This window comes from Priestia abyssalis (assembly GCF_002019595.1).
Taxonomy (GTDB): Bacteria; Bacillota; Bacilli; order Bacillales; family Bacillaceae_H; genus Bacillus_BA; species Bacillus_BA abyssalis.
The window spans coordinates 4685597-4709250 of the sequence record NZ_KV917369.1; the positions used below are offsets into that span (position 1 = coordinate 4685597).

At 40.3% G+C, this 23654-nt stretch carries 25 protein-coding genes; 1 reads left to right on the plus strand and 24 read right to left on the minus strand.

Annotation, left to right across the window (positions count from 1 at the left end; genetic code table 11):
• Window positions 1-404: 404 nt before the first annotated feature.
• From BK575_RS22430 to rpsU, 17 genes are all read right to left on the minus strand, one after another.
• Window positions 405-1211, minus strand: a complete 807-nt coding sequence (locus BK575_RS22430) for a pyruvate, water dikinase regulatory protein (protein ID WP_078413806.1) — start codon at window positions 1209-1211, stop codon at window positions 405-407.
• A gap of 50 nt (window positions 1212-1261) precedes the next feature.
• Window positions 1262-1903, minus strand: coding sequence for a helix-turn-helix transcriptional regulator (locus tag BK575_RS22435; RefSeq protein WP_078413807.1), 642 nt, complete (start codon window positions 1901-1903; stop codon window positions 1262-1264).
• 216 nt (window positions 1904-2119) lie between these two features.
• Window positions 2120-2890: a DNA repair protein RecO gene (gene recO, locus BK575_RS22440; protein WP_078413808.1), complete on the minus strand. Its 771-nt coding sequence runs from the start codon at window positions 2888-2890 to the stop codon at window positions 2120-2122.
• Between the two features lie 30 nt (window positions 2891-2920).
• On the minus strand, window positions 2921-3067 hold the full coding sequence (locus BK575_RS22445; RefSeq protein ID WP_078413809.1) for a YqzL family protein: 147 nt from the start codon (window positions 3065-3067) through the stop codon (window positions 2921-2923).
• 104 nt (window positions 3068-3171) lie between these two features.
• Window positions 3172-4080 carry a GTPase Era gene (gene era / locus BK575_RS22450; RefSeq protein WP_078413810.1) on the minus strand — a complete coding sequence of 303 codons (909 nt, stop codon included), beginning with the start codon at window positions 4078-4080 and terminating at the stop codon, window positions 3172-3174.
• Window positions 4073-4471, minus strand: a complete 399-nt coding sequence (locus BK575_RS22455; RefSeq protein WP_078413811.1) for a cytidine deaminase — start codon at window positions 4469-4471, stop codon at window positions 4073-4075. The genes era and BK575_RS22455 overlap by 8 nt, the downstream gene beginning before the upstream one ends.
• A 270-nt stretch (window positions 4472-4741) precedes the next feature.
• The gene (locus tag BK575_RS22460) at window positions 4742-5098 is read right to left on the minus strand and encodes a diacylglycerol kinase family protein (RefSeq protein ID WP_235867431.1); all 357 of its coding nucleotides are present in this window, start codon (window positions 5096-5098) and stop codon (window positions 4742-4744) included.
• 4 nt (window positions 5099-5102) lie between these two features.
• Window positions 5103-5570 carry an rRNA maturation RNase YbeY gene (ybeY, locus tag BK575_RS22465; RefSeq protein WP_078413813.1) on the minus strand — a complete coding sequence of 156 codons (468 nt, stop codon included), beginning with the start codon at window positions 5568-5570 and terminating at the stop codon, window positions 5103-5105.
• Window positions 5557-7671 (minus strand): HD family phosphohydrolase, encoded by a 2115-nt coding sequence (locus tag BK575_RS22470; RefSeq protein WP_407984389.1) that lies wholly within the window; start codon window positions 7669-7671, stop codon window positions 5557-5559. Before BK575_RS22470 ends, ybeY begins: the two co-directional genes overlap by 14 nt.
• An 86-nt stretch (window positions 7672-7757) precedes the next feature.
• On the minus strand, window positions 7758-8720 hold the full coding sequence (locus tag BK575_RS22475) for a PhoH family protein (RefSeq protein ID WP_078413814.1): 963 nt from the start codon (window positions 8718-8720) through the stop codon (window positions 7758-7760).
• 3 nt (window positions 8721-8723) lie between these two features.
• Complete coding sequence (gene yqfD / locus BK575_RS22480) at window positions 8724-9914, minus strand: sporulation protein YqfD (protein WP_078413815.1); 1191 nt, start codon at window positions 9912-9914, stop codon at window positions 8724-8726.
• Window positions 9915-9930: 16 nt separating this feature from the next.
• On the minus strand, window positions 9931-10215 hold the full coding sequence (gene yqfC / locus BK575_RS22485) for a sporulation protein YqfC (protein ID WP_028394940.1): 285 nt from the start codon (window positions 10213-10215) through the stop codon (window positions 9931-9933).
• 59 nt (window positions 10216-10274) lie between these two features.
• The gene (locus BK575_RS22490) at window positions 10275-10688 is read right to left on the minus strand and encodes a hypothetical protein (RefSeq protein ID WP_078413816.1); all 414 of its coding nucleotides are present in this window, start codon (window positions 10686-10688) and stop codon (window positions 10275-10277) included.
• A 185-nt stretch (window positions 10689-10873) separates the two neighbouring features.
• Window positions 10874-11863: a flotillin-like protein FloA gene (gene floA, locus BK575_RS22495; RefSeq protein ID WP_078413817.1), complete on the minus strand. Its 990-nt coding sequence runs from the start codon at window positions 11861-11863 to the stop codon at window positions 10874-10876.
• 19 nt (window positions 11864-11882) lie between these two features.
• Window positions 11883-13211, minus strand: a complete 1329-nt coding sequence (locus BK575_RS22500; RefSeq protein ID WP_407984361.1) for an NfeD family protein — start codon at window positions 13209-13211, stop codon at window positions 11883-11885.
• A gap of 112 nt (window positions 13212-13323) precedes the next feature.
• The gene (locus BK575_RS22505; protein WP_078413818.1) at window positions 13324-13767 is read right to left on the minus strand and encodes a GatB/YqeY domain-containing protein; all 444 of its coding nucleotides are present in this window, start codon (window positions 13765-13767) and stop codon (window positions 13324-13326) included.
• Between the two features lie 14 nt (window positions 13768-13781).
• Window positions 13782-13955, minus strand: coding sequence for a 30S ribosomal protein S21 (gene rpsU, locus BK575_RS22510; protein WP_015595024.1), 174 nt, complete (start codon window positions 13953-13955; stop codon window positions 13782-13784).
• Window positions 13956-14152: 197 nt separating this feature from the next.
• Here rpsU and BK575_RS22515 point away from each other — a divergent pair, with 197 nt between their 5' ends.
• Window positions 14153-15085, plus strand: a complete 933-nt coding sequence (locus BK575_RS22515) for a Na/Pi symporter (RefSeq protein WP_078413819.1) — start codon at window positions 14153-14155, stop codon at window positions 15083-15085.
• Between the two features lie 62 nt (window positions 15086-15147).
• On the opposite strand, the gene deoC is transcribed toward BK575_RS22515, so the two are convergent.
• The 7 genes from deoC to grpE all read right to left on the minus strand — a co-directional run bounded on the left by deoC (window position 15148) and on the right by grpE (window position 23455).
• Window positions 15148-15813 (minus strand): deoxyribose-phosphate aldolase, encoded by a 666-nt coding sequence (gene deoC / locus BK575_RS22520; protein ID WP_169908038.1) that lies wholly within the window; start codon window positions 15811-15813, stop codon window positions 15148-15150.
• A gap of 198 nt (window positions 15814-16011) precedes the next feature.
• On the minus strand, window positions 16012-17367 hold the full coding sequence (gene mtaB, locus BK575_RS22525) for a tRNA (N(6)-L-threonylcarbamoyladenosine(37)-C(2))-methylthiotransferase MtaB (RefSeq protein WP_078413821.1): 1356 nt from the start codon (window positions 17365-17367) through the stop codon (window positions 16012-16014).
• A 4-nt stretch (window positions 17368-17371) separates the two neighbouring features.
• Window positions 17372-18124, minus strand: a complete 753-nt coding sequence (locus tag BK575_RS22530) for a 16S rRNA (uracil(1498)-N(3))-methyltransferase (protein WP_078413822.1) — start codon at window positions 18122-18124, stop codon at window positions 17372-17374.
• A 37-nt stretch (window positions 18125-18161) separates the two neighbouring features.
• Window positions 18162-19103 carry a 50S ribosomal protein L11 methyltransferase gene (gene prmA / locus BK575_RS22535; protein ID WP_078413823.1) on the minus strand — a complete coding sequence of 314 codons (942 nt, stop codon included), beginning with the start codon at window positions 19101-19103 and terminating at the stop codon, window positions 18162-18164.
• Window positions 19104-19475: 372 nt separating this feature from the next.
• Complete coding sequence (gene dnaJ / locus BK575_RS22540) at window positions 19476-20603, minus strand: molecular chaperone DnaJ (protein ID WP_078413824.1); 1128 nt, start codon at window positions 20601-20603, stop codon at window positions 19476-19478.
• A gap of 418 nt (window positions 20604-21021) precedes the next feature.
• Window positions 21022-22851, minus strand: a complete 1830-nt coding sequence (gene dnaK, locus BK575_RS22545; RefSeq protein WP_078413825.1) for a molecular chaperone DnaK — start codon at window positions 22849-22851, stop codon at window positions 21022-21024.
• A 31-nt stretch (window positions 22852-22882) separates the two neighbouring features.
• Window positions 22883-23455 carry a nucleotide exchange factor GrpE gene (grpE, locus tag BK575_RS22550; RefSeq protein WP_078413826.1) on the minus strand — a complete coding sequence of 191 codons (573 nt, stop codon included), beginning with the start codon at window positions 23453-23455 and terminating at the stop codon, window positions 22883-22885.
• Between the last annotated feature and the right edge of the window lie 199 nt (window positions 23456-23654).

Below are 23654 nucleotides of genomic sequence, written 5' to 3' on the forward strand. Positions count from 1 at the left end.
ACTAACAATCGGTGGGAAATGAAGGAAAACCCCCACCGATGGAAGTTTCTTTTATATAAATAGTTTATTCGTTCTAGACAAAGTCTAAACCTAAAACTATTCTTTTTTATCACAATTTTTTATTATAATATAAAATTCAATTATTTGCTACAAAAAAATCATTTTATGTAAAATATATAAAAGCAATCTCCTGCACCTTAATTGTACTTGTTAAATGAACAAATAAATTAAGCTGAGTGATTGCCTTACATACCCTTGTCATTTCTTTTCCCCGCTCTAACAAGCAGCCCTCCACCTCCGATAAACAGGACGTTGCGGTTTTAATACTTAAACAGGAAATAACTGCCTGTAAGAGCCCGGATAAGTCCATCTAACAATCAACAAGAAGATGTTCCCAATGATTGTTACAGATGACGATGATGCAAATTTAAAATAACATTCGCTGTCTCTTCTACCGCTTTGTTGGAAACATCGATGACCTGACACCCAATTCGTTCAGCCACTTTATCGAAATACTTGATTTCTTCTTTAATCCGCTCAATATTCGCATAAATGGCCTCATCATTTAAGCCTAACGATTTCAATCGCTCTTTACGTATATGGTTTAATTTATCCGGACTGATTTTCAATCCGAAACATTTTTCTGGGGGTACTAAAAATAACTCTTCTGGAGGCTCTACCTCAGGAACAATTGGAACATTCGCCACTTTCAATCGTTTATGAGCCAAAAATTGGGACAACGGTGTTTTCGATGTGCGGGAAATTCCCACTAATACAATGTCCGCACGCAAAATCCCGCGCGGATCGCGCCCATCATCATATTTAACAGCAAACTCAATAGCTTCAACCTTTTTAAAATAGTCCTCATCAAGTTTACGGACCATGCCTGGCTCATGTTTCGGTTCCAATTGATAAGCTCTCTGAATCTTATCCATAATAGGACCAATGATATCAAATACTTCCACATTATGTTTACGGGCTTCATCCAGTAAAAAATTCCTCATCTCAGGTTTTACAAGGGTAAAGCCAATGAGAGCATTATTCAACTTCGCAATAGATACTACTTCTGAAAGTGTAGCTGTATCTTCCACATACGGAATTCGTTTAATGATCACTTCCGCAGGATTAAACTGGCTGGTGGCAGCCTTGACTACAAGTTCAGCCGTTTCCCCCACTGAATCGGAAACAACATAAATAAGTGGGTTGGTCATTACTTACACATCCCTTTCAATATCAATATTAACTATTTTAACTTATATGATTACAATACTTCATCGTTCGCTAATGCCACTAATAATTTCGTAATATTAGTCTTCGTGATTCTGCCAACCACTTCGTATCCTATGTCGGTCTTCTTCACAACTGGCATGGCATCAATCTGTTTATCGATCAACGTTTTTCCAATATCAATCAAATAATCGTCTCTTTCGCAAAATGTAATATTTGGCATTCGTGTCATAATAATATTGACAGGAATGGACGTCAGTTCTTGTTTTCCGATACTAGCCCTCAATAAGTCTTTTCGTGACAAAACTCCCACTAACAGCGAATGTTCATCTACAACAAACAATGTTCCAACGTCTTCTAAGAACATGGTACAAATCGCATCATAGACAGAAACTCCTTCATTTACTACCACCGGAACAGATTGATATTCACCAACTTTTACTTTGCGTATTTTATCTGTCAGCAATTGTGCACCCGTTTTCCCTGTGTAAAAATAACCTACTCTCGGCCTGGCTTCCAAATATCCAGCCATCGTTAAAATGGCTAAATCCGGCCTTAATGTCGCACGCGTTAAATTTAAGCGATCTGCGATATGCTCTCCTGTAATCGGGCCATGATCCTTTACAATTTGCAGAATTTGTTCTTGCCTTTTATTTAGCTCGATTGTTCTCACCACCTTCAATTCCTTGAGATTGTGTTATACTGTTTACATAAATATTATATACTTTTTATTCGAAATAGAAAGAATAATATATAGACCTTATATAAAGGAAACTTCCATCAGCAGGGGAAAGAACGCAAAGAAGGATGTGCCGTTTCATTCAGGACACATCTTTTCTAGGCACTTTAAAACAGCCACAGAGCGTTACGTGTTCCCATAGAGCCTTCTTTCTTAACGTTTACTCTCTGGAGACAAGGTTTCCTTTAAATGATCAATCTGGTTTAAAAATCGTTTCGACTTTAAATAAAGTCCCGAGTATTCTTCATAGTAGCTGTCGATTACTTGCTTTAACTGCTTTTTCGTTTCTTCTTTGACTGATATGGTCCCAAGCCTTTTCATATCTATATAATAAAACAAACGGAGCAATTTAACAGCACTAGGTGTCAATTTGAAATGATATGGATCTTTTTCGAAGCAGCGATGACAAATAAATCCGCCTTCACGTATAGAAAACCCAAATTCTCCGTCTTTGGCCCCACATACACTGCACTGATCAAGATAGGGAAACAACCCTAATACGTTCAATATTTTAAGTTCATAAATATATGTTAAAATATCTAAATCATAACCTTCGTTCATAAAAGATAACGTTTGATAAAGCAGTTCAAATAAAAATGGATTGGCCTTTTGGTTGTCCGTCGCTTTATCTGTTAATTCTACAATATAAGAAGCATACGCGGTAATGAATATGTCTTCGCGTATGCTTCGCATTGATGAAATAACGTCTCCTTGTTGAAGAGTCCCCATACCAGAACCTTTTTGCACTAAAAACTGACCATACGTAAAAGGCTGTGTAAGAGAAGCAAGCCGGCTGCTAGGCTTTTTGGCACCTCTTGCCATCACACCTATTTTTCCTGCTTCTCTTGTGTATATCGTTACTACTTTATTGGCTTCGCCATAATTATTTGTGCGGATGACAATTCCTTCACATTTGTTTAACAAACCGGTCACCTACCATCTTGGAAGGAACATCTAAGAAACCGGAAGATTAAATTCCCCTAATTCCTCATCTTGGCTATCGTCGGGCATTTCCACGTTCTCCTGTTGCAATTCTTTAAAGAGGAGATACGTATCTATGTTACCTGTACTACTAAATACCTTCCAGGTAAAATCTAACATTTAAACCCCACCTTTCTAATCAAAAGAGATCAGATACATAGTCCAATTCCTTAAGATTAGAATGACCTTCCTTCCCCAAAATCATGTAACACAATTTTTGTCAGTTAATATTCTTCTTCTCTAAATCCAAAATCCCTTAATTGTGAAGCTTTATTGCGCCAATCTTTTTGCACTTTTACCCATAGCTCTAAAAACACCTTTGAACCAAGGAGCGCTTCAATATCTACCCGTGCTCTTTGACCGATTTCTTTTAACATCTTACCTTGTTTTCCGATAATAATCCCTTTTTGTGAGTCTCGCTCCACTATGATGGTAGCTCCTACATATACCGTATTGCCTGTTTCTCTTCTTTGCATAGAGTCAATAACAACAGCGATGGAATGGGGAATTTCCTCACGTGTTAAATGAAGCGCTTTTTCACGAATCAATTCTGCTACAATAAAGCGTTCAGGATGATCTGTCACCTGATCAGCCGGATAATATTGCGGTCCTTCGGGTAATACTTCTTTAATTTGGTTTAGCAAGGTTTCTACATTGTTTCCTTGTAAAGCTGAAATCGGAACAATTTGTTCAAAAGGATGCAAATTCTGATATGTTTCAATAAGAGGCAGCAACTGATCTGGATGAATTTCATCAATTTTATTAATTACTAAAAAAACAGGAGTATTTGTTCCCTTCAAACGTTCGATGATAAATTCATCTCCACGGCCTAACCCTTCGACGGCATTGACCATGAATAAAATCAAATCAACTTCCTTTAACGTGTTTTGCGCAACTTTCATCATAAAATCCCCAAGCTTATGCTTAGGTTTATGTATTCCAGGTGTATCAATGAATACAATTTGCGTATCCGTCTCTGTGTATACTCCTTGGATCTTATTTCTCGTCGTTTGAGGCTTATCGCTCATGATGGCAATCTTTTGGCCAATGACGCGGTTTAAAAATGTTGATTTTCCTACGTTTGGTCTTCCAATAATGGAGACAAACCCTGACTTAAATCCTTCTTTAATCATGTAAATCCTCCGCTGAAAATGCTCCTGGCAACAATTCTTCGACTGTCAGCTCTTGTATATCGCCATGTAAATTCGTTAAAATCACTTTCATTTCTTTTGGACAAAGCTCTGAAATAACTTGCCTGCACGCTCCACATGGAGGAACAGGTCTTTCTGTATCAGCAACCACTGCAATGGCAGCATACTCCTTATCTCCTTCTGAATATGCTTTAAATAAGGCCGTTCGCTCTGCACAATTACACATACTATAAGCGGCATTTTCAATATTGCAGCCCCGATAGACCTTTCCGTCTTTTGTTAACAACGCAGCCCCGACTTGAAATTTCGAATAGGGAACATAAGCAAGTTCTCTCGCTTTCATTGCTTCTTGAATCAATGCTTGCTTATCCATTACACTCTTCCTTTCCAAAGGTAGAATTAGTGAACTGATGATAAAACGAAATACGCTCAACCCAAGATTTCCGCCGAAAATACTCACACTTCCATATCCTGGATGTTGCGGAACATTTAGTTACTTTGTAATAATCTATCTTATCAAAAATAAAGGAAAACAACAACTTTGGGCTACCATATTTAACTCATTAGAACCGGATAATTAATAGACAGCCCACTAAAGATGAACAGTGAAAACCATTATTCTTCACTTATAATGACACCCTTTTCAAAACATATACTTACTAAACAAAAGTACACCAACAATAACTGATACGACTGCATAGATGAGTACAGCCCCGGCAGCTGCATCCTTTGCAATTTTCGCTAAGGGATGATGGCTGTCCGTAATTAAATCTACTGTTTTTTCGATTGCCGTATTGATTAATTCCAGGCTAAAGACCCCGCCTATAACAATGGTTAGTATGATCCAATCAGCGACGGAGATATGAAACCAACAGCCCGTTATTATCGCCAAAATTGCAACGACTGTATGGATTTGCATATTCCGTTCATTTTTCACTACGTATAAAATGCCTTCCATCGCATAATAAAAACTTTTGGGCAGCCGTTGCTTCTTGTTCATCCGATTACCTTTTAAGGCCATATGCTTCTAATATTTCCTTTTGCCTGTCAAACATGTCTTTTTCTTCTTCAACAGTCTCATGATCATATCCAAGCAAATGCAAGAAACCGTGTACCGTTAAAAAGCCTAATTCTCTCATAAAAGAATGTCCGTATTCTTCTGCTTGTTCATATGTTTTCGGAATGGAAATAATAATGTCTCCTAAAACTACAGGCATATTCTCACCGATAATTTCCATTTCTCCTTCTCCCATTTCTTCCATGGCAAAGGAAATGACATCTGTCGGTCTATCTTTATCCCGGTACTCACGGTTAATCTCCTGAATACGCTCATTATCTACAAATGTAAGGGACAATTCTGCTCCACTTGGAACATTTTCCATTTTGGCTGCCAACAACAAAAGCTGTTCCAACTCCTTTTGCTGTTCTTCTGTTACGCCCTTTACTTCATCAATAAAATCAATGACCAACATGTTCTTTCACCTTTTCTTTCTTTAATTCCGGATATTCTATTCGTGAATGAAATATCCCGTTTAGAGTCTCACAAAGATTTGTGGCTACAAGCTCCAATTCTTTAAGCGTAATGTCACATTCATTAAACTGTTCATCTTGTAAGCGGTCTTTAATAATATTCCTGACGAGCGCCTCAATTTTTTCCGGGGTCGGATTCGGTAAAGAGCGGACAGCCGCTTCTACACTGTCGGCAATCCCGACTACGGCCGACTCCTTTGTTTGGGCTTTAGGTCCGGGATAACGATAATCGCTTTCAGCCACATCGGCATCAGCTTGTTCCAACGCTTTATGATAAAAATACTTCAACAAGGTTGTCCCGTGATGCTGTTCGGCGATATCAACAATTTCCTTTGGAAGCTTGTGCTTTCTTAAGATATCTGCCCCTTCTGTAGCATGAGCGATGATAATGTTTTTACTGACTTCCGGAGCAAGCTTATCATGGGGATTTTTACCCCCCAGCTGATTTTCGATAAAATACTGCGGTCTTCTTGTCTTTCCTATATCATGATAATAAGCGCCGACTCTAGCCAACAATCCGTTTGCTCCTATGGCTTCGCACGCTGAATCGGATAGATTTGCGACCATCACGCTATGGTGATAGGTTCCAGGCGTTTCCGTAAGGATTTTTCGCAGCAAAGGATGATTGGGATTGGACAGCTCGATTAATTTCATGGTAGATAAAATGCCAAATCCCGCTTCAAAGAATGGCAGCAATCCGATTGTGAGTACTGCTGCAATTACTCCCGAAGCAATTCCCATTAGACCGTAATAACTAAGTTCAACACTATCAAAATGTCCATTTTTAATTAATAAAATTGATAAAATAACTATAATATTAACAAATGAGATAAACAATCCGGCTTGAAGGATTTTAGATCGGCGATGTTGCTGACTTAAGAACAATACCCCGGCCAGGCTGCTTACCAATAAATAAATGCCCACGTATACATTAAAAGCAGTCGTTACCCCGCCATTAAAAATAACGCTTCCACAAATGGATAACATAATACTGGAGATAACAGCCAACCGTTCATTGAGCAGCATACGAATCAGCAATCCCCCCGCTGCTACCGGAGCCAGGAACCCAATTTCAGATATTTCAATACCTTGAAACAAGCTCAATATCTTCATAATCAATATCGTAACCGTAAAAACAATCACATACAGTAAGAGAGATCTATCTGCATTCACCGTTAAACCTTTAACATAATGCATGACGAAACTAATCATAATAACAATGAGCAGCAATAATCCGACAAGCGGTTGAACAGCATGATCACGATCTAATAGACCGACCAGTTTCAGTTGACGGTAAATATCAGTAGTAATTAGCTGCCCTTCTTCTACAATCATTTGTCCTTGCTTAATTCTTACAGGTTCAATCCGCTCACCGGCTTCTTGGCGATTTTCAGCCGTTTTATTTGGATCATAGACTACGTTAGGAATAATGGCAAACTGTGCAACATCATACATTGCTTTTTTAAGTTCATTGCTTACGTTCGTATAAATAAGCTGATTTTGGACTTGTTTCTTTTTGCTTTCTACATCACTAACGGTAATCCTGTCTTTCATTACACTATGGACTGCGGTTACAACAGCGTCTTTGGCAATTTTCAATTCTTCCCGATTCGCTTGCAGCAATTGGCTTATCGTTTCTTCCGATAAGCTTTTTCCTATATTTGAAGGTAATTTTTCATTAAGGATTTTTTGTTGTTTCTTCAACCTTTCTTCCGCTGTCCATGTTTCTTGTTCGGGAGATTCGGCAATCTCATTATTGACTTCTAAAATAAAATCAAATATGGACCCTGCCAAATCGACCCGGTTTTGGGCATAGTCCGTTTTTAAGGTATAGACATCTTTAACAGCATCCTCTGCTTCCTTCCGTTTTTTTTCCGTACTTTCTTTATCCTCTACAGCAATGGGTGAATAAACCGTCTGAGGCGAAACAGAAAACAGGCGCAAATCCAATTCCTCAGGCTTAATATTACTATACATCATCGCATACATAATAATTCCAAGAAGTGTATATAAACCAATATGGACTAATTTAAAGCGATCCATTTGGGCGGCAGTCAGTTTCATAAACCTCCAATTTGACACCTGGTATGTCTCCTTTCAAAGAAAATAGACCCTAGAAAGGCAGGGTCTTATGCTTCATGCTTTTCATACGCTTCAATAATACGGCCGACTAATGGATGGCGAACGACGTCTGACTGTTCTAAATGTACAAAGGCTATTCCCTTGACCTCCTTTAATATACCTTGAGTAACGGCGAGGCCCGACTTAACCCCTTTAGGCAAGTCCACTTGCGAAATATCTCCCGTAATGACCATTTTAGACCCGAATCCCAGCCTTGTTAAAAACATTTTCATTTGTGCAGGTGTTGTATTTTGGGCTTCATCCAAAATAACAAACGCATCATCCAATGTTCTCCCCCTCATATATGCCAGTGGAGCAATTTCGATGACTCCCCGTTCAATTAAACGCTGTGTATGCTCCATTCCTAAAATATCATGAAGGGCATCATATAAAGGCCGAAGATAGGGATCCACTTTCTCCTTTAAATCTCCCGGCAAAAACCCTAAACTTTCTCCTGCTTCGACCGCCGGCCTCGTTAGGATAATTCGTTTAATGTTTCCATTTTTCAAGGCATTGACAGCCATCACCACTGCTAAATAGGTTTTTCCTGTTCCGGCAGGACCAATCCCAAAAATTAAATCCTTTGTTCGAATAGCTGATACGTATTGTTTTTGACCTAACGTTTTGATGCGAATGGATTTCCCTTTCACATTTTTCGCAATTTCTTCGTTATACATATCGGCAAAGAATTCAATCGTTCCGTTTTTTGCCATTTTTATTGCATACAACACATCTCGTTCCGAAATAGAAATGTTTCGACGAATGATAATTAAAAGCTTTTTTAAGATTTCATTTGCAAGCTCCACTTGTCGTGAATCGCCGGAAATCGTAATTCCTTCACCTCGTGAAACGATTGATACCTGCATTTCTTCTTCAATTCTTCTTAGATGGATATCTTGGATACCAAATAGGGCAATCGCTTCATTATGATTTTCAAGTTGCAAGTTAGTTGTAACAATCTGTTCTGCCATTCCTCAATCTCCTTGGATAATTGGTTGAGTCGTTGTAATGTTTTCTATAACTTGGTAATATATCGTTAACTTTACTTTACCATTGTCATTAGTTTGGTGCAAAACTTTTTCATTTTTAACCTTAGCATCTGCATCTAATTTCGAAATTAATTCATTTCGGCCAATTTCTTTTCCTTGTTGAACAGCCTGTTCAATGTTGTACTTCCTTGTAACCATCTCTTCTTCTCTCACCGTCACTGTTTCATACGCTAAAGGCAGTTTCCATTTGAAAAAGTAAAGCGGTTTTTTCAGCTCTTCTACTTTTTCTTTTTTATATTTTTCATTTTGGAAAAATCCCCAAACCGGAATTTTGATATTTCCAATATGCAAAGCGTGTTTCGTAAAGCTCTTTCCAGTTAACACGCGGAAATTCGTTTTTAACGGAATTTCCACCACAGATGTGTACCATATTTCCCCATAAATTTCTCCTTTTGCCCCAACGACACGTTCATAGTCCTCTTTTCCGATGACTCCAGACACCAGAAGCTGACCTGGCTGCACAACATCATTAACCTTCACCAAAGGTTGTCCGTTTTCGACAAACAACTTGGCGATGACCGCTTTCTTTTTAGCTACGAGATGGCTGGGAGAAACAGATTTAGGCTGTTTAGGCTTATTTTTTTCTACCACTTGGAAATGAAAAGACGTGCCTCTTAGTTCCACCCCTACCCAAGTAAGGTTGTGAATATTATTCGTCAATTTCCTCTGAATCGATTCGGGATCTTTTACAAAGAACTGGAGTTTCCCCTTCTTCACTCCCATTTTGTTCAGTTCTTTTAAAATTTGATGCTCTGTATGGGGCTTCGCTCCTTTAATTTCAATAGACCAGATCATGTTGGATAACAGCATGATCACTAAAAGGAAAGCTCCTATTCCTATTACGAATCCCCCATTTTTCCACATTCGTTTTGTTAAAAAAGGCAAGCCCCGTTTATAGGAAAAATAAATTTTGCACTCACTTTGACGAACAATCGAACGAATGGTAGAAATATCCTTTAATAAAATCGTTGCTCTGACACATTCTTCATCTAGACGCTTAATGTTCGTCAACAAAAGCTCCTGACGAAAACAATGATTCAAAAAACGCTCAATCCCTTTTCCTTTAATCGTGATGGTCACGATACCGGTTATAAAGTTTGTCCATTGGTTCTTCATCGTGCTCCTCCTCTACCTACTCTTCTAAATAAAGCACTTGGCCAATTTTTCCTTCGAGCACAATCTCCTCTGGCATGATCACCTTAATGACAAGTTCCTGACCTTTGATTAACAGTTGGCCCTGCTTTAACAAAATGCGGATTTCTTTATCTGAAAAGGCTAATAACCCTTTATGATTTTCAATATACACATGAATTTGGCCGACCATTGTGACACGCGGGAGATCTGTCAATACATCAGCGGGTAGTTCCATTTTTCTCGTAATCCAATTTTTCATCTGTTGTTTCCATGATTTAGCCATAAAAAGAACCCCCTTTCATCTCATATTTATGAGAAAAGGGGGCTTTGTATCACTTCAATTTATTTTCTTTTTGCTTTTGGAGGACTCAAAATTTCAGACCAAATCACTCCTTGAACCACTTGCTTTTTAGAAAAAGACAATGTTTTTTTAGCGCGACTTTCTCTTATTCTTTGCGCTTTCACCGTTAGGAGCGGAGCAGAAGTTTGTCTGTCGTGAAGCACAGGCTTAGGTTTACTAAGCGCTTTTGCCTCTTCTAATTTAGCTTGAATGGATGCAGATTGTTTTTTAAACTGTTTAGCCCGCTCTACTTCCTTTCGAATATCAATTTCACTTCTTTTCGGCTCTAAAGAGCGTTTAGTTTTTTGATCTGTTTTCGATTGTTCGCCGTATCTTTTAAAAATATTAAAGATAAAACCGATCACGATAACTAAAATAAAGGCATTGCTTATTAAAAAATCAAATAGTAGGTTCATGAAAAATCCCCCCTTAAACTAAAGCCGTCCTTCACCCGGACGAAGGGGTTTCGATTCACAGGATATGTGCGATCGAAGAAATCTAAATTGATATCGCCCCGCCATTTTTACCGCGGCATCCCGGCGATGCTGTGCAACCCTGAGTGATTGTTGAACTTATTAAGCTCTTATAGGCTCAATAATGATTATTTTTCATCTTCTTCATCTTCTTTTGTAGCTTTACCGATTGAATTGCGCATATCTGTATCCGCCATTACGTTTTTAAAATTCATATAATCCATTACACCTATATTTCCCGAACGCAGCGCTTCCGCCATAGCTAGAGGAACTTGTGCCTCCGCTTCCACTACTTTCGCATGCATTTCTTCGACACGTGCGCGCATTTCTTGTTCTTGTGCCACCGCCATCGCACGGCGCTCTTCCGCCTTCGCTTGGGCAATGTTTTTGTCCGCTTCCGCCTGGTCAATTTGAAGCACGGCACCGATATTTTTGCCAATATCAATATCGGCAATATCAATCGACAAAATTTCAAATGCTGTTCCGGAATCCAACCCCTTGTTTAACACCGTCTGAGAAATCAAATCAGGGTTTTCTAGTACTTTTTTATGATTGTCAGAAGAACCAATCGTACTAACAATCCCTTCACCTACACGGGCAACAATTGTATCTTCGCCTGCTCCCCCGACTAAACGTTCAATATTGGCGCGTACAGTAATTCTCGCTTTTGCCTTCACTTCAATTCCATCCATCGCTACGCCGGCGATGAACGGTGTTTCAATTACCTTTGGATTTACACTCATTTGTACAGCTTCCAATACATCACGACCAGCTAAGTCGATAGCAGCGCAACGCTCAAAGCTCAATTCGATGTTTGCACGATGTGCTGCAATTAATGCATTCACAACCCGGTCTACGTTTCCTCCTGCCAAATAGTGGCTTTCCAATTGATTAATGCTAACATCCAGGCCCGCTTTACTCGCCTTGATTAAAGGATTGACAACGCGAGACGGAATAACACGACGCAGTCTCATTCCAATCAGCGTAAAGATGCTGATGCGCACGCCCGCTGCTAATGCAGAAATCCACAGCATAACAGGAACGAATGTGAAAAACACCCCTAACAGAATAACTGCTAAACCTACTCCGATAAAAAATAATAAATTTCCTACTAACATGTGTGTTACCTCCTTTTTATTACAATTCTTCTATTTTTCGAACTACGATTCTAGAACCTTCCACCTTGACAACTTTCACTCTCACACCTTTAGACAAATAGCTTCCTTCCGTCACGACATCCACATACTCTTCTTCAATCAACACCGTTCCCGAAGGACGCAAAGGGGTGATAGTCACACCTTCTTTACCAATTAATTCTATCCTATTTCGATTAGACACATAACCAGCTTCTGTATTCATGGAATCCGTTAAAATCACTTTTTGAAAGGCTACCAGCTTTTTCTTAAAAAATTTCATCATCACAACAGCCCCTCCAAGCGATATCACAACCGCAATTAAAATGGAAATTGCCATATGCACATAATTATCCGAAGCCATAAAGAAACTTGCTATAACAGCTCCTATCCCTAAAATGCCAGCAATTCCTCCGACAAGGAAAAACTCTAAAATCAATAAGATGATGCCTATCACAAATAAGACAACAGCTTCTATTCCGGCTAACCCTGCTATTGTATGTCCATAGAAAAACAATAATAGAGAGGAAATCCCCATCGTTCCTGCAAGCCCAAAAGAAGGGGTGTATAATTCTAAAACCAGCCCTAGGCTGCCAATGGAGAGCAAAATAGGAATAACAACAGGATGAGTGACAAATCGCGCGACTTTTTCAGCCATGCTTTCCTCCATGTAAGTCACTTGGGCATTTTCTTTATTTACCTTTTTCAAAAGAGCTTTCAGATTAGCGACAGTCCCTTCAGAGTATCCAACTTCTACCGCCTGATCTGCAGTCAAGGTCAAAAGCTTACCTTTTTCAGCATCATATTTTGGCAAATGTATGCTTTCATCTGCCATTGCCAAAGCATACAGCGGATTTCGTCCATTTTGTTCGGCCGCACTTTTCATCGCAGCATTCCAAAAGGATTGCGCTTTTTTGTCCGCCGCATCCCCTTGTTGATCAATGACCGCTGCAGAGCCAATCGTGGATCCCGGTGTCATATAAATCTCATCTGCGTTTAAAGCAATGTAAGCTCCTGCTGACAACGCTTTTTGATTGACCAATGCCACGTTAGGAATATCCGTTTCAGTCATGATTCTTCCTATTTCAGATGCTGCATCAACAGCTCCTCCAGGGGTGTTAATATCGAACACGATTAAATCTGCCTTTTGCTCTTTCGCCTCTTCAATACTTCTGTTTAAAAAAGCATACAATCCTTTTTCGACTGTTTCTTCTACTGGAATAACGTACACACGGCCGTTGTCAGCTTGGGCGAAAAAAAAGGACATTGAATACATAAAAAAAGAAACGAAACATATTACAGCATATATATACGCTCGCCTTTTCACTGTCACACCACCTTTCCTTTGAGCGACGAGTAGGATTTATTGACTATATATACGGTTAAAATAAAAAAGAGTTTCATTATGTATAAAAAAAAGCCTTACTATATAGTAAGGCTTTCTTTTATGACAAGTTCTGAAGAACAAGCTTATTGACAAGGGAGCCGTCCGCTTTGCCTTTTACTTTCGGCATAATCACGGCCATTACTTTCCCCATATCAGCTTTAGAGCTCGCTTGCACTTCCGCAATCGCTTCTTTAACAATTTCTGTTAATTCTTCTTCAGTGAGCTGCTTAGGCATGTAAATTTCTAGAACTGCTAGCTCATTCTGAATTTTATCAACAAGATCTTGACGACCTGCTTGTTCAAATTCGTGGAGGGAGTCTTTACGTTGCTTTAACTCACGAGAAATAATAGTTAACTCGTCTTCTTCTGTAAGCTCTCTACCTAGTTTGATAGCTTCATTTTGCAAAGAGGCTTTAACCATGCGAATAACGGAAAGTTTCTCTTTTTCCTTATTTTTCATCGCTTGTTTCATATCATCATTTAAACGCTCAAGAAGACTCATACTTACACCCTCTTTTAGAATTTGCGTTTGCGAGCTGCTTCAGACTTCTTCTTACGTTTTACGCTAGGCTTCTCATAGAATTCACGCTTTCTAGCCTCTTGTATAGTACCGCTTTTAGATACTGTACGTTTGAAGCGGCGAAGAGCATCCTCAAGCGATTCGTTTTTACGAACAACCGTTTTTGACATTCTAATTCCCTCCCTCCGAACAAAACCACTAGCTTGAAAGTTAAAAGACATGAAAAGACATGTCTTTTGCAATTATAGCGTACTGACTTCCTAAGGTCAACTCCTTTAAAGAAGAAATCCTTGTTTCACGATTAATTTTATTCCTTTGTCATACGAACGATAACTTGTCTATAAAAATGGATAAAGAGGTGAATTGCATGCTGAACATTCTTTCGTTCTTCTCAGTCTATATTGCTATTTTTTTATTTGGCATGACTATATTAAGGACGGGCTTATACAATTTATCACGCAATAAGATGAAGGAATGGCTAATTAAGCTGACCCGGTCACCATGGCAGGGCATGATGGTCGGAACCTTTATCACAATGATTCTTCAAAGCAGTTCTGCCGTAATGGTCATTACGGTAGGATTGGTGGCCACCGGATATCTGACTTTTCATCAATCCATAGGCATCATCCTTGGAACAAATATCGGTACTACTTTTACAACCGAATTGATTACTTTCCGCTTGGATGAATATGTAGTGCCTATGCTCATAGGGGGCGCCGCCCTATTATTAGTCCAACGCCGCGTTCCCTTTTGTCTTGGCAGCATGTTGTTCGGCTTGGGATGTATTTTTGTATCAATGAACGGATTTGAAAAACTCGCCCTGCCGCTGGCTAATTTAACAACGGTCAGCCAAATTATTACCCAGACTAATACAAATGAAATTTTAGGTTTGGGATTAGGAACGATTCTTACAGCGATCATTCAATCAAGCACGGCTACAACGGGCATTATCATGAGTTTTTTAAACGAGAATCTCCTGACCTTGCATGCGGGCATCGCCATTTTATTTGGAGCCAATATCGGCACATGCATTACAGCCCTTCTCGCAAGCATCGGAGCCAACAGGGAAGCAAAGCTGACCGCTTTCGCCCATACATGGCTGAATATATTGGGTGTAGCCTTTTTCTTCCCCTTCATTCAGACATTCGAAAGAATTGTGAGTCAACTAACTCCCCTCCCAGATGTCCAGCTTGCACATGTCAGCCTGCTGTTCAATGTGGTCTGTTCCATCCTTGCCTTACCTTTAACCGGTATACTGGCCAACTTTATTATGAAATTACATGGACGCCACTCGTTTTGATAAGAAAAGGGTTGATTCAAGAGCAAAAGCCCTGAATCAACCCTTTTTAATATTACACAGTCTTAGTAATCGCTGTCAGCAGTTAATCCATTGACGATGGATACACCTGAGCTTGCTCCAATTCGGGTTGCACCCGCCTCGATCATATCTTTTGCACCCTGTACGTCACGTACTCCTCCAGATGCTTTCACTCCGATTTCAGGACCGACTGTTTTACGCATTAACGCTATATCTTCAACAGTCGCACCGCCGGTTGAAAAACCAGTTGATGTTTTTACATAATCAGTTCCAGCCTTCACAGCCAGTTCACAAGCTCTTACTTTTTCTTCTTCTGTTAACAAACACGTTTCAATGATGACTTTCGTAAGCGCTTTTCCTTTTGCCGCTTCGACTACAGCCCGGATATCACGTTCTACTAATTCATCATTTTTATCTTTAAGCGCACCAATGTTAATGACCATGTCTACTTCCGTCGCGCCTTTTTCAATCGCATCTTTTGTTTCAAACGCTTTCGTTTCAGGAGTGTTTGCCCCTAATGGAAAGCCGATAACGGTACATACTTTTACATCTGAACCGTTAAGCAGTTCAGCTGCCAGTTCTATCCATGTAGGATTTACACAAACAGACGCAAATCCATATTCTTTCGCCTCTTGGCAAAGTACAACAATTTGTTCTTTTTTTGTATCCGCTTTTAAAGCTGTATGGTCAATCATCTTAGCAACATTCATTGTCATAACCTTTTCTCCTTTCAAACTCTCCTAAGTTGTACGTACCTCGAGGTTGTACGTACCTCTACATCATACCACAAAATATTGAAACGAACATTCTTTTTTATTATGTAATAATTACAGGATTTCATTACAAAAGCCCCTGCCATTTGGCAAGGGGCTTTTGTATGAATCCATTTATTTAAGTGAATTCATATATTAGGAGCTCATCTTTATTTCTTCTACAATTGAATTATCCATTACGCGGACAAATTGTCCCTCATTGTATGGATAGCCGGCTTGTGTAATTTTTACTTTTACAAGCTTGCCCACCATATCTTCTTTGGCTTCAAACTTTACTTTTAAATAATTATCCGTATAACCAACATATAATCCGCTCTCTGGATTTTCTTTATAGAGCTCTTCCGGAATGACTTCTAATACTTCTCCTTCAAATTGAGAAGCATATTCTTTCGCTAATTGATTTGATAGCTCAATTAAACGATGTACACGCTCATTTTTAACTTCTTCGTCAATTTGATCATCCATACGGGCCGCAGGTGTTCCCGTACGCTTAGAGTACGGAAATACGTGAAGCTCTGAGAAGCGGTGTTCTTTAATGAAATTGTATGTTTCCATAAATTCTTCTTCTGTTTCCCCAGGAAAACCGACGATGACGTCCGATGTAATCGCTAATCCAGGGAGCGCTTCTTTCAAACGATTTAAACGATCTGCGAAAAATTCCATCGTGTATTTACGCCTCATTCGCTTTAGTACCGTATTGGAACCTGACTGAATCGGAATATGCAAATGACGCACGATCACTTTCGATTGATCAAGCACTTCAATAATCTCGTCCGTAATTTGGCTTGCTTCGATAGACGAAATACGAAGACGCTTCAATCCGATTACTTGCTCCTCAAGATCTCTTAAAAGCTGAGCCAAATTGTAATCCTTCATGTCTTCCCCGTATCCTCCGGTATGAATACCAGTCAATACGATTTCCTTATACCCAGCATTCACTAATTGCTGCGCCTGACGGATGACTTCCTTCGGATCACGGGAGCGCATTAAACCACGTGCCCATGGAATAATACAAAATGTACAGAAGTTGTTACATCCCTCTTGAATTTTCAACGATGCACGTGTCCGGTCTGTGAAAGCTGGTACATCCAACTCTTCATAAACACGTGTTTTCATGATGTTTCCAACAGCATTGATCGGTTGACGTTCTTGTTTATATTGTTCAATATACTCAAGCATTTTCACTCGATCCTGTGTACCAACAACAATGTCTACCCCTGGAATCGCCATAATTTCAGCCGGCGATGTTTGAGCATAGCACCCTGTTACACAAATCACTGCATCCGGATTTTTACGTACTGCACGACGAATCACTTGGCGGCTCTTCTTATCACCTGTATTCGTTACTGTACATGTATTGATGACATAGACATCCGCTGATTTTTCAAAATCAACGCGTTCGTAGCTGTTCTCTTTAAATAACTGCCAAATGGCCTCTGTCTCATAATGATTTACTTTACATCCAAGCGTATGAAACGCAACTGATGACATTGTTTCACCCCATTAATTCAGTATGGTAGGAAACAGCCGCAAGCACATATAACGGTGCCGTTTCTGCTCGTAAAATGCGCGGACCGAATCCACACATTACAAAACCGTTTTCTCTAAACGACTCAATTTCCTTTTCAGCTAACCCTCCTTCAGGTCCAATGACCACAAGAAGAGATTGCCCTTGTTTTATATCCGATAAAAGGGAAGCAAGACGAGATTTCTCACCGCGTTTAGCTTCTTCCTCATATGCAACTATTTTATAATCATACTCACTGCTCATCTGAAGCAGCTTGTTTAACGGAACAGGCTCTGATACATGAGGCACTTTTGTGCGATGTGACTGCTCAGCAGCTTCTTTTGCAATCTTGCTCCAACGCTCAACCTTCTTATCTCCTTTTTTACTGTCCCATTTTACGATAGAACGAGAGGCCATAAAAGGGATGAACGCAGACGCACCCAACTCTGTTCCTTTTTGGATGACAAGCTCCAACTTATCTCCTTTAGGCAATCCGTTTGCAATGGTCACAGAAACAGGCATTTCCTTCGCCTCATCTAACCATTCTACAACACGTAAATTTACTTCGTCACCGGAAATATCTTCTATCTTGCACAAAGCAGAATTTCCCTTTTCATTACAGCAGATGACATTGTCCCCTTCTGACATTCTCATGACGCGCATGATATGGCGGGCATCTTCTCCGTCAATGAAAACCTTATTATCCGCAAACTGTTCATTTGCCACAAAATACCGCTGCATATTTTACACCTTCTCTAAAAAGATGATTGTTTAATAGTTACTCGCCTTTTTGCGCCGTAATGGCTACCCAATCTTCCATTACCGTTACTTCCTTGATTGTAAAGCCTTCCTTCACTAGAGCTTCTTTCACCTCATCTTTTTTGGCTCCAATAATGCCAGATGTAATGAAAATTCCTCCAGGCTTCAACACACGGGCTGCATCATCCGCAAAGCGCACGATAATTTCAGCCAGAATATTAGCAACAACTACATCGACAGGCCCTTCAATGTCGTTAAGCAAGTTATTTTGGGACACAGTGACTACATCATGCACTTTGTTTAATTCAATGTTTAAGCGGGCAGATTCTACCGCTACCTCATCTAGATCCAGCGCTTGTACATCTCTCGCTCCCAGCATGGCAGCTCCAATGCTTAACACACCTGACCCTGTGCCAACATCAATTACCTTATCTCCCTCTTGAACGTTTCGTTCCAGCGCTTGTAAGGACATAACTGTTGTAGGGTGTGTTCCTGTTCCGAAAGCCATCCCGGGATCCAATTCAATAATTAATTCGTCTGTATTGACAGGCTCATACGTTTCCCAAGTCGGCACAATGGTAAACCGTTCAGAAATTTTAACGGGGTGATAATACTTCTTCCAAGCCGTAGCCCATTCTTCTTCATGAACTTCACTAATGGTGACTTTGTTGGCTCCAAGATCAAAGTCGTATACAAGAAGGTTATTAATCGCTTCTTTAATCCCGTCTACCGTTTCTCCTAAAAAACTATTCACCGGTAAATAAGCTTTTACGAGAACCCCTTCTTCCGGGTAGTCCTCTGAATTGAGTTGGTAGATTTCTCCGAAAGTGGTATCTCTTTCTTGCAATAAATCATTCGGATCTTCTATCACAACTCCGCTGGCACCTGCCTCATGTAAGATGTTTGATATTGGCTCAATTGCTTCACTCGTTGTATGAATACAAATTTCAGACCACTTCATCTCTACCAACTCCAGTCCGTTTACTTTATAGAGGAGGTTCAAAAAGTCCGGGAAAAATACCTGTCGAATTTCGGCGTCAGCTGCATTGGACGCTACTCACGTATTAACACCATACGTTCCGTTCCTTGGAAAAGAAAATCGCTTTTCCGGCGTGCAATGAAGAGTCGTGAGAAGCTTTCCTTAATGCTCAAAGCGGCGCTTCCTTGAACTTCTCGGTCCTTTTTGTCCTCTTTTTTAAACACACAATTATATGCTACTTTCCATTTTTTCCGTCAAAAAATATTTCATTCCAACACAATGAAATTACTTGTTGATTACAATTCACCGCAGAAAGGTGCCCCAAACTTACAGCTGTATGTTTGGGACACCCTCTTATTCGCCTTTAAAGGCTTTTTTCACTTTCGCAAAAAAAGAATCATGCTGTTCATCCACGACATCTTGACCGCTTAACTCTGCAAATTCACGCAAAAGCTGTTTTTGTTTGTCGGATAGTTTCGTCGGTGTAATAATACGAATAATAATGTGCTGATCTCCCTGGCCGTACCCTCTTACATTTGGTACACCTTTTGCTTTCAGGCGGAATTTCGTTCCAGTTTGTGTGCCTGCCGGAATTTTCAGCTTTACTTTTCCATGCAGTGTAGGCACTTCAATTTCATCTCCAAGTGCTGCTTGTGCAAATGTTAGAGGCATTTCGCAATAAATGTCGTCCCCGTCTCGTTCAAAAAACTCATGCGGACGAACGTGGAATACCACATATAAGTCACCTGCAGGTCCACCGTTGAATCCCGGCTCCCCTTGACCGCTGACACGCAGCTGTTGACCATCGTCTACACCTGCAGGAATTTTCACATTAATTTTTTTATTTTTATTGATGCGGCCCGCTCCATGGCACGTGCCGCATTTTTCACGGACAATTTTGCCTTTTCCATTACAGTGATGGCAAGCACGGCGGTTAACGATTCGGCCAAATGGCGTATTTTGTTCTACGCTTACTTGCCCTGCACCTTGACAGTGTGAACATGTTTCAACTTTTGACCCCGGTTTCGCTCCTGATCCGTGACATGTATCACATGTTTCCTCACGTGGGATGTCAATCGTCGTTTCTTTCCCGAACACCGCTTCCTCAAAAGATAACGTCATCGTGTACTGTAAATCTGCACCTTGTCTCGGAGCATTGGGGTCACGTCGTCTGCCGCCTCCGCCAAAAATGGAACTGAAGATATCCTCAAACCCAAAACCGCCGCCAAAGTCTGCGCCGCCGAAACCGCCAAAACCTTGATTTGGATCTGTATGACCAAATTGATCATAATGAGCTTTCTTTTGGTCATCACTCAATACTTCATATGCTTCTTTAATCTCTTTAAATTTGTCGGCCGCATCTGCTTCCTTGTTAATATCCGGATGATATTTTTTTGAAAGCTTTCGATAAGCCTTTTTTATCTCTTCTTTTGTGGCGCTTTTACTTACACCAAGAACTTCATAGTAATCCCGCTTACTCATGAATATTCACTCCCGCTTCCTTTCACATAAAGGTAATTGTATCATTAACGGCATTTTCACTGCAACCTTTTACTCTAATCAAAAAAAGTCAAAGCCAAGGCAAGCCTGACTTTGACTTTTTTGAAGTTCACCGTTGTTATAACAGAACGTCGCGTTCTTAGGCTTCGTTCCTTTTATTGTCCAGCTCCGGCTCATAATCTTTCGGTCGTTTCACTTCTGTCCATGAAACCAAAGAGCGGTTTCCCGTTCAGAAGCCACAACGTCTCTCAAGATTGAACAGTCGCCTCTGCTTTTCTTTCTGTCTAGTTACGCAAGCTACATCCTACGGTCATTTCACTCCTTCCTACAGAAGCAAAAAGCGTTTCTTTGTCAGGAGCTCCAATGCCCTATGGATGTGAACGAGCTTGCTTCACTTTTCTTACTTATCGTCTACTTCTTCGAATTCAGCGTCTACGACGTTGTCGTCTTTTTTCGCTTGGCCTTCAGCTTGACCGCCTTGTGCTGCTTGAGCCGCTTGTTGAGCTTGCTCGTAAAGCTTCATTGTCAGTTGTTGAACGATTTCTTGAAGAGCATCTTTTTTCGCGCGAATTTCTTCTAGATCATTTTTCTCAATCGCAGCTTTCAACGCATCTTTCGCTTCGTTTGCTTTCGCTGCTTCCGCTTCGTCCACTTTACCTTCTAAGTCTTTTAATGTCTTTTCAGTCGTGAACACTAATTGATCTGCTTCATTGCGAAGTTCAACTTCTTCTTTACGCTTTTTATCAGCCTCTGCATTTTCTTCAGCTTGTTTAATCATGTTTTCAATTTCTTCATCTGAAAGACCTGAAGATGATTGAATTGTGATCGCTTGCTCCTTATTTGTGCCTAAATCTTTTGCACGAACATTTACGATACCGTTTTTGTCGATATCAAACGTCACTTCAATTTGTGGAATGCCGCGTGGCGCCGGCGGGATATCCGTCAATTGGAATCGACCTAATGTTTTGTTGTCGCCAGCCATCGGGCGCTCACCTTGTAGTACATGGATGTCTACAGCTGTTTGATTGTCAGCAGCTGTCGAGAACACTTGTGACTTGCTTGTCGGGATCGTTGTGTTACGGTCGATTAATTTCGTAAATACACCGCCCATTGTTTCAATCCCTAATGAAAGCGGAGTAACGTCAAGCAAGACAACATCTTTAATATCACCTGTCAACACGCCGCCTTGAACCGCTGCACCCAATGCGACTACTTCGTCGGGGTTAACGCCTTTATGAGGCTCTTTTCCAGTTACTTTCTTGATTGCTTCCTGTACAGCAGGAATACGTGTTGAACCACCAACCAAGATAACTTTATCAATTTCATTTGACGATAGGCCAGAGTCTTGAAGCGCTTGGCGGACAGGTCCCATTGTACGCTCTACCAAGTGAGCTGATAACTCATCAAATTTAGCACGTGATAAAGTGACCTCCAAGTGAAGAGGACCAGCCGCACCAGCTGTAATGAACGGTAAAGAAATTTGTGTTGATGTTACACCTGATAAGTCTTTTTTCGCTTTTTCAGCCGCATCTTTTAAACGTTGAAGCGCCATTTTATCTTGAGACAAATCAATTCCGTTTTCTTTTTTGAATTCGGCTACTAAATAGTCGATGATGACCTGGTCAAAATCGTCACCGCCGAGACGGTTGTCACCAGCTGTCGCGCGAACTTCAAATACGCCGTCGCCCAATTCAAGGATAGATACGTCGAAGGTACCTCCCCCAAGGTCATATACTAATATCGTTTGGTCTTCTTCTGTTTTATCTAAACCGTAAGCTAATGCTGCAGCTGTCGGCTCATTGATAATACGTTCTACTTCTAAGCCCGCAATTTTCCCAGCGTCTTTTGTTGCTTGACGTTCAGCATCATTGAAGTAAGCCGGTACGGTAATAACCGCTTTTGTTACAGGCTCTCCTAAATAATCTTCTGCATAAGATTTCAAATGCTGTAAAATAATCGCAGAGATTTCTTGAGGCGTATATTGTTTGCCCTCTGCTTCCACTTTATGGTCTGTACCCATATGGCGTTTAACAGAAATGATGGTGTTAGGGTTCGTAATCGCCTGGCGTTTTGCCACTTCCCCAACTTGACGCTCACCATTTTTGAATGCAACAACCGATGGAGTTGTGCGGTTTCCTTCCGGATTTGGAATTACTTTCGGTTCGCCGCCTTCTAATACAGCGACACAAGAGTTAGTTGTCCCTAAGTCGATACCAATGATTTTACTCACTGAACTTACCTCCTAAAGTCATTATGTAAGATTATTGATTTACTTTTACCATAGATGGACGAATGATTTTGTCCTTTAGTTTATAGCCTTTTTGGAATTCTTCCACCACTGTATTCGGTTCAAATGAAGCTTCCTCCACTTGCATGACCGCTTGATGTTGATATGGATCGAAAACTTGACCGACTGCTTCAATCGCTTCTAATCCTTCTTTTTGAAGGGCTTCAAGAAGCTGACGGTACACCATTTCCATTCCTTGCAGCACAGACTTCAACTGTTCATCTTCTGTATCCACTTTTAACGCTCTTTCAAAATTATCAAGAGCCGGTAATATATCCGTTACTAAGCTTTGCGCACGATACTTTTGTGCAGCTTCAGCATCTAAACGAGTACGACGGCGGAAATTATCGAAGTCGGCTTGAAGACGCAAATAGCGGTTTTCTTCTTCCTCAAGCTTGGCTTTCAGTTCTGCCAATTCTTTTTCTAAAGGATTAACCTCTTCCATCTGTTCACCTTCCGCTTGCTGATCTTGCACATGCTCCACTTCTATTTCTTCGCTTTGTACTTCTGTTACATGTTCTTCTGTCGTTTGCTTTTCGTTTGTCAACGAATTCACCTCCCTTTAGTAATACAAACATTTTTTCCGCTCCAATGAACGAGCAAGATTCCTGCCTTTACAAGGAATAAATGACCATTCATTAGAGCTAAATTAGTTTAACGCCCCATCAGCCTAACATATAAAGGCTGCCATGAGACTATATTTTATTAGCAACAAGATTATGAGTGATAAAACGAGGCGATTGATT

Excerpts from the sequence above, each read along its gene's own strand:
- BK575_RS22430 (WP_078413806.1), bottom strand. The coding sequence starts at position 1,211 with ATGACCAACCCACTTATTTATGTTGTTTCCGATTCAGTGGGGGAAACG.
- BK575_RS22445 (WP_078413809.1), bottom strand. The coding sequence starts at position 3,067 with ATGTTAGATTTTACCTGGAAGGTATTTAGTAGTACAGGTAACATAGAT.
- era (WP_078413810.1), bottom strand. The coding sequence starts at position 4,080 with ATGATTAAAGAAGGATTTAAGTCAGGGTTTGTCTCCATTATTGGAAGA.
- BK575_RS22455 (WP_078413811.1), bottom strand. The coding sequence starts at position 4,471 with ATGGATAAGCAAGCATTGATTCAAGAAGCAATGAAAGCGAGAGAACTT.
- BK575_RS22460 (WP_235867431.1), bottom strand. The coding sequence starts at position 5,098 with ATGAACAAGAAGCAACGGCTGCCCAAAAGTTTTTATTATGCGATGGAA.
- ybeY (WP_078413813.1), bottom strand. The coding sequence starts at position 5,570 with ATGTTGGTCATTGATTTTATTGATGAAGTAAAGGGCGTAACAGAAGAA.
- BK575_RS22470 (WP_407984389.1), bottom strand. The coding sequence starts at position 7,671 with ATGGATCGCTTTAAATTAGTCCATATTGGTTTATATACACTTCTTGGA.
- BK575_RS22475 (WP_078413814.1), bottom strand. The coding sequence starts at position 8,720 with ATGGCAGAACAGATTGTTACAACTAACTTGCAACTTGAAAATCATAAT.
- yqfD (WP_078413815.1), bottom strand. The coding sequence starts at position 9,914 with ATGAAGAACCAATGGACAAACTTTATAACCGGTATCGTGACCATCACG.
- yqfC (WP_028394940.1), bottom strand. The coding sequence starts at position 10,215 with ATGGCTAAATCATGGAAACAACAGATGAAAAATTGGATTACGAGAAAA.
- BK575_RS22490 (WP_078413816.1), bottom strand. The coding sequence starts at position 10,688 with ATGAACCTACTATTTGATTTTTTAATAAGCAATGCCTTTATTTTAGTT.
- floA (WP_078413817.1), bottom strand. The coding sequence starts at position 11,863 with ATGTTAGTAGGAAATTTATTATTTTTTATCGGAGTAGGTTTAGCAGTT.
- BK575_RS22505 (WP_078413818.1), bottom strand. The coding sequence starts at position 13,767 with ATGAGTCTTCTTGAGCGTTTAAATGATGATATGAAACAAGCGATGAAA.
- rpsU (WP_015595024.1), bottom strand. The coding sequence starts at position 13,955 with ATGTCAAAAACGGTTGTTCGTAAAAACGAATCGCTTGAGGATGCTCTT.
- BK575_RS22515 (WP_078413819.1), top strand. The coding sequence starts at position 14,153 with ATGCTGAACATTCTTTCGTTCTTCTCAGTCTATATTGCTATTTTTTTA.
- deoC (WP_169908038.1), bottom strand. The coding sequence starts at position 15,813 with ATGAATGTTGCTAAGATGATTGACCATACAGCTTTAAAAGCGGATACA.
- mtaB (WP_078413821.1), bottom strand. The coding sequence starts at position 17,367 with ATGTCATCAGTTGCGTTTCATACGCTTGGATGTAAAGTAAATCATTAT.
- BK575_RS22530 (WP_078413822.1), bottom strand. The coding sequence starts at position 18,124 with ATGCAGCGGTATTTTGTGGCAAATGAACAGTTTGCGGATAATAAGGTT.
- prmA (WP_078413823.1), bottom strand. The coding sequence starts at position 19,103 with ATGAAGTGGTCTGAAATTTGTATTCATACAACGAGTGAAGCAATTGAG.
- dnaJ (WP_078413824.1), bottom strand. The coding sequence starts at position 20,603 with ATGAGTAAGCGGGATTACTATGAAGTTCTTGGTGTAAGTAAAAGCGCC.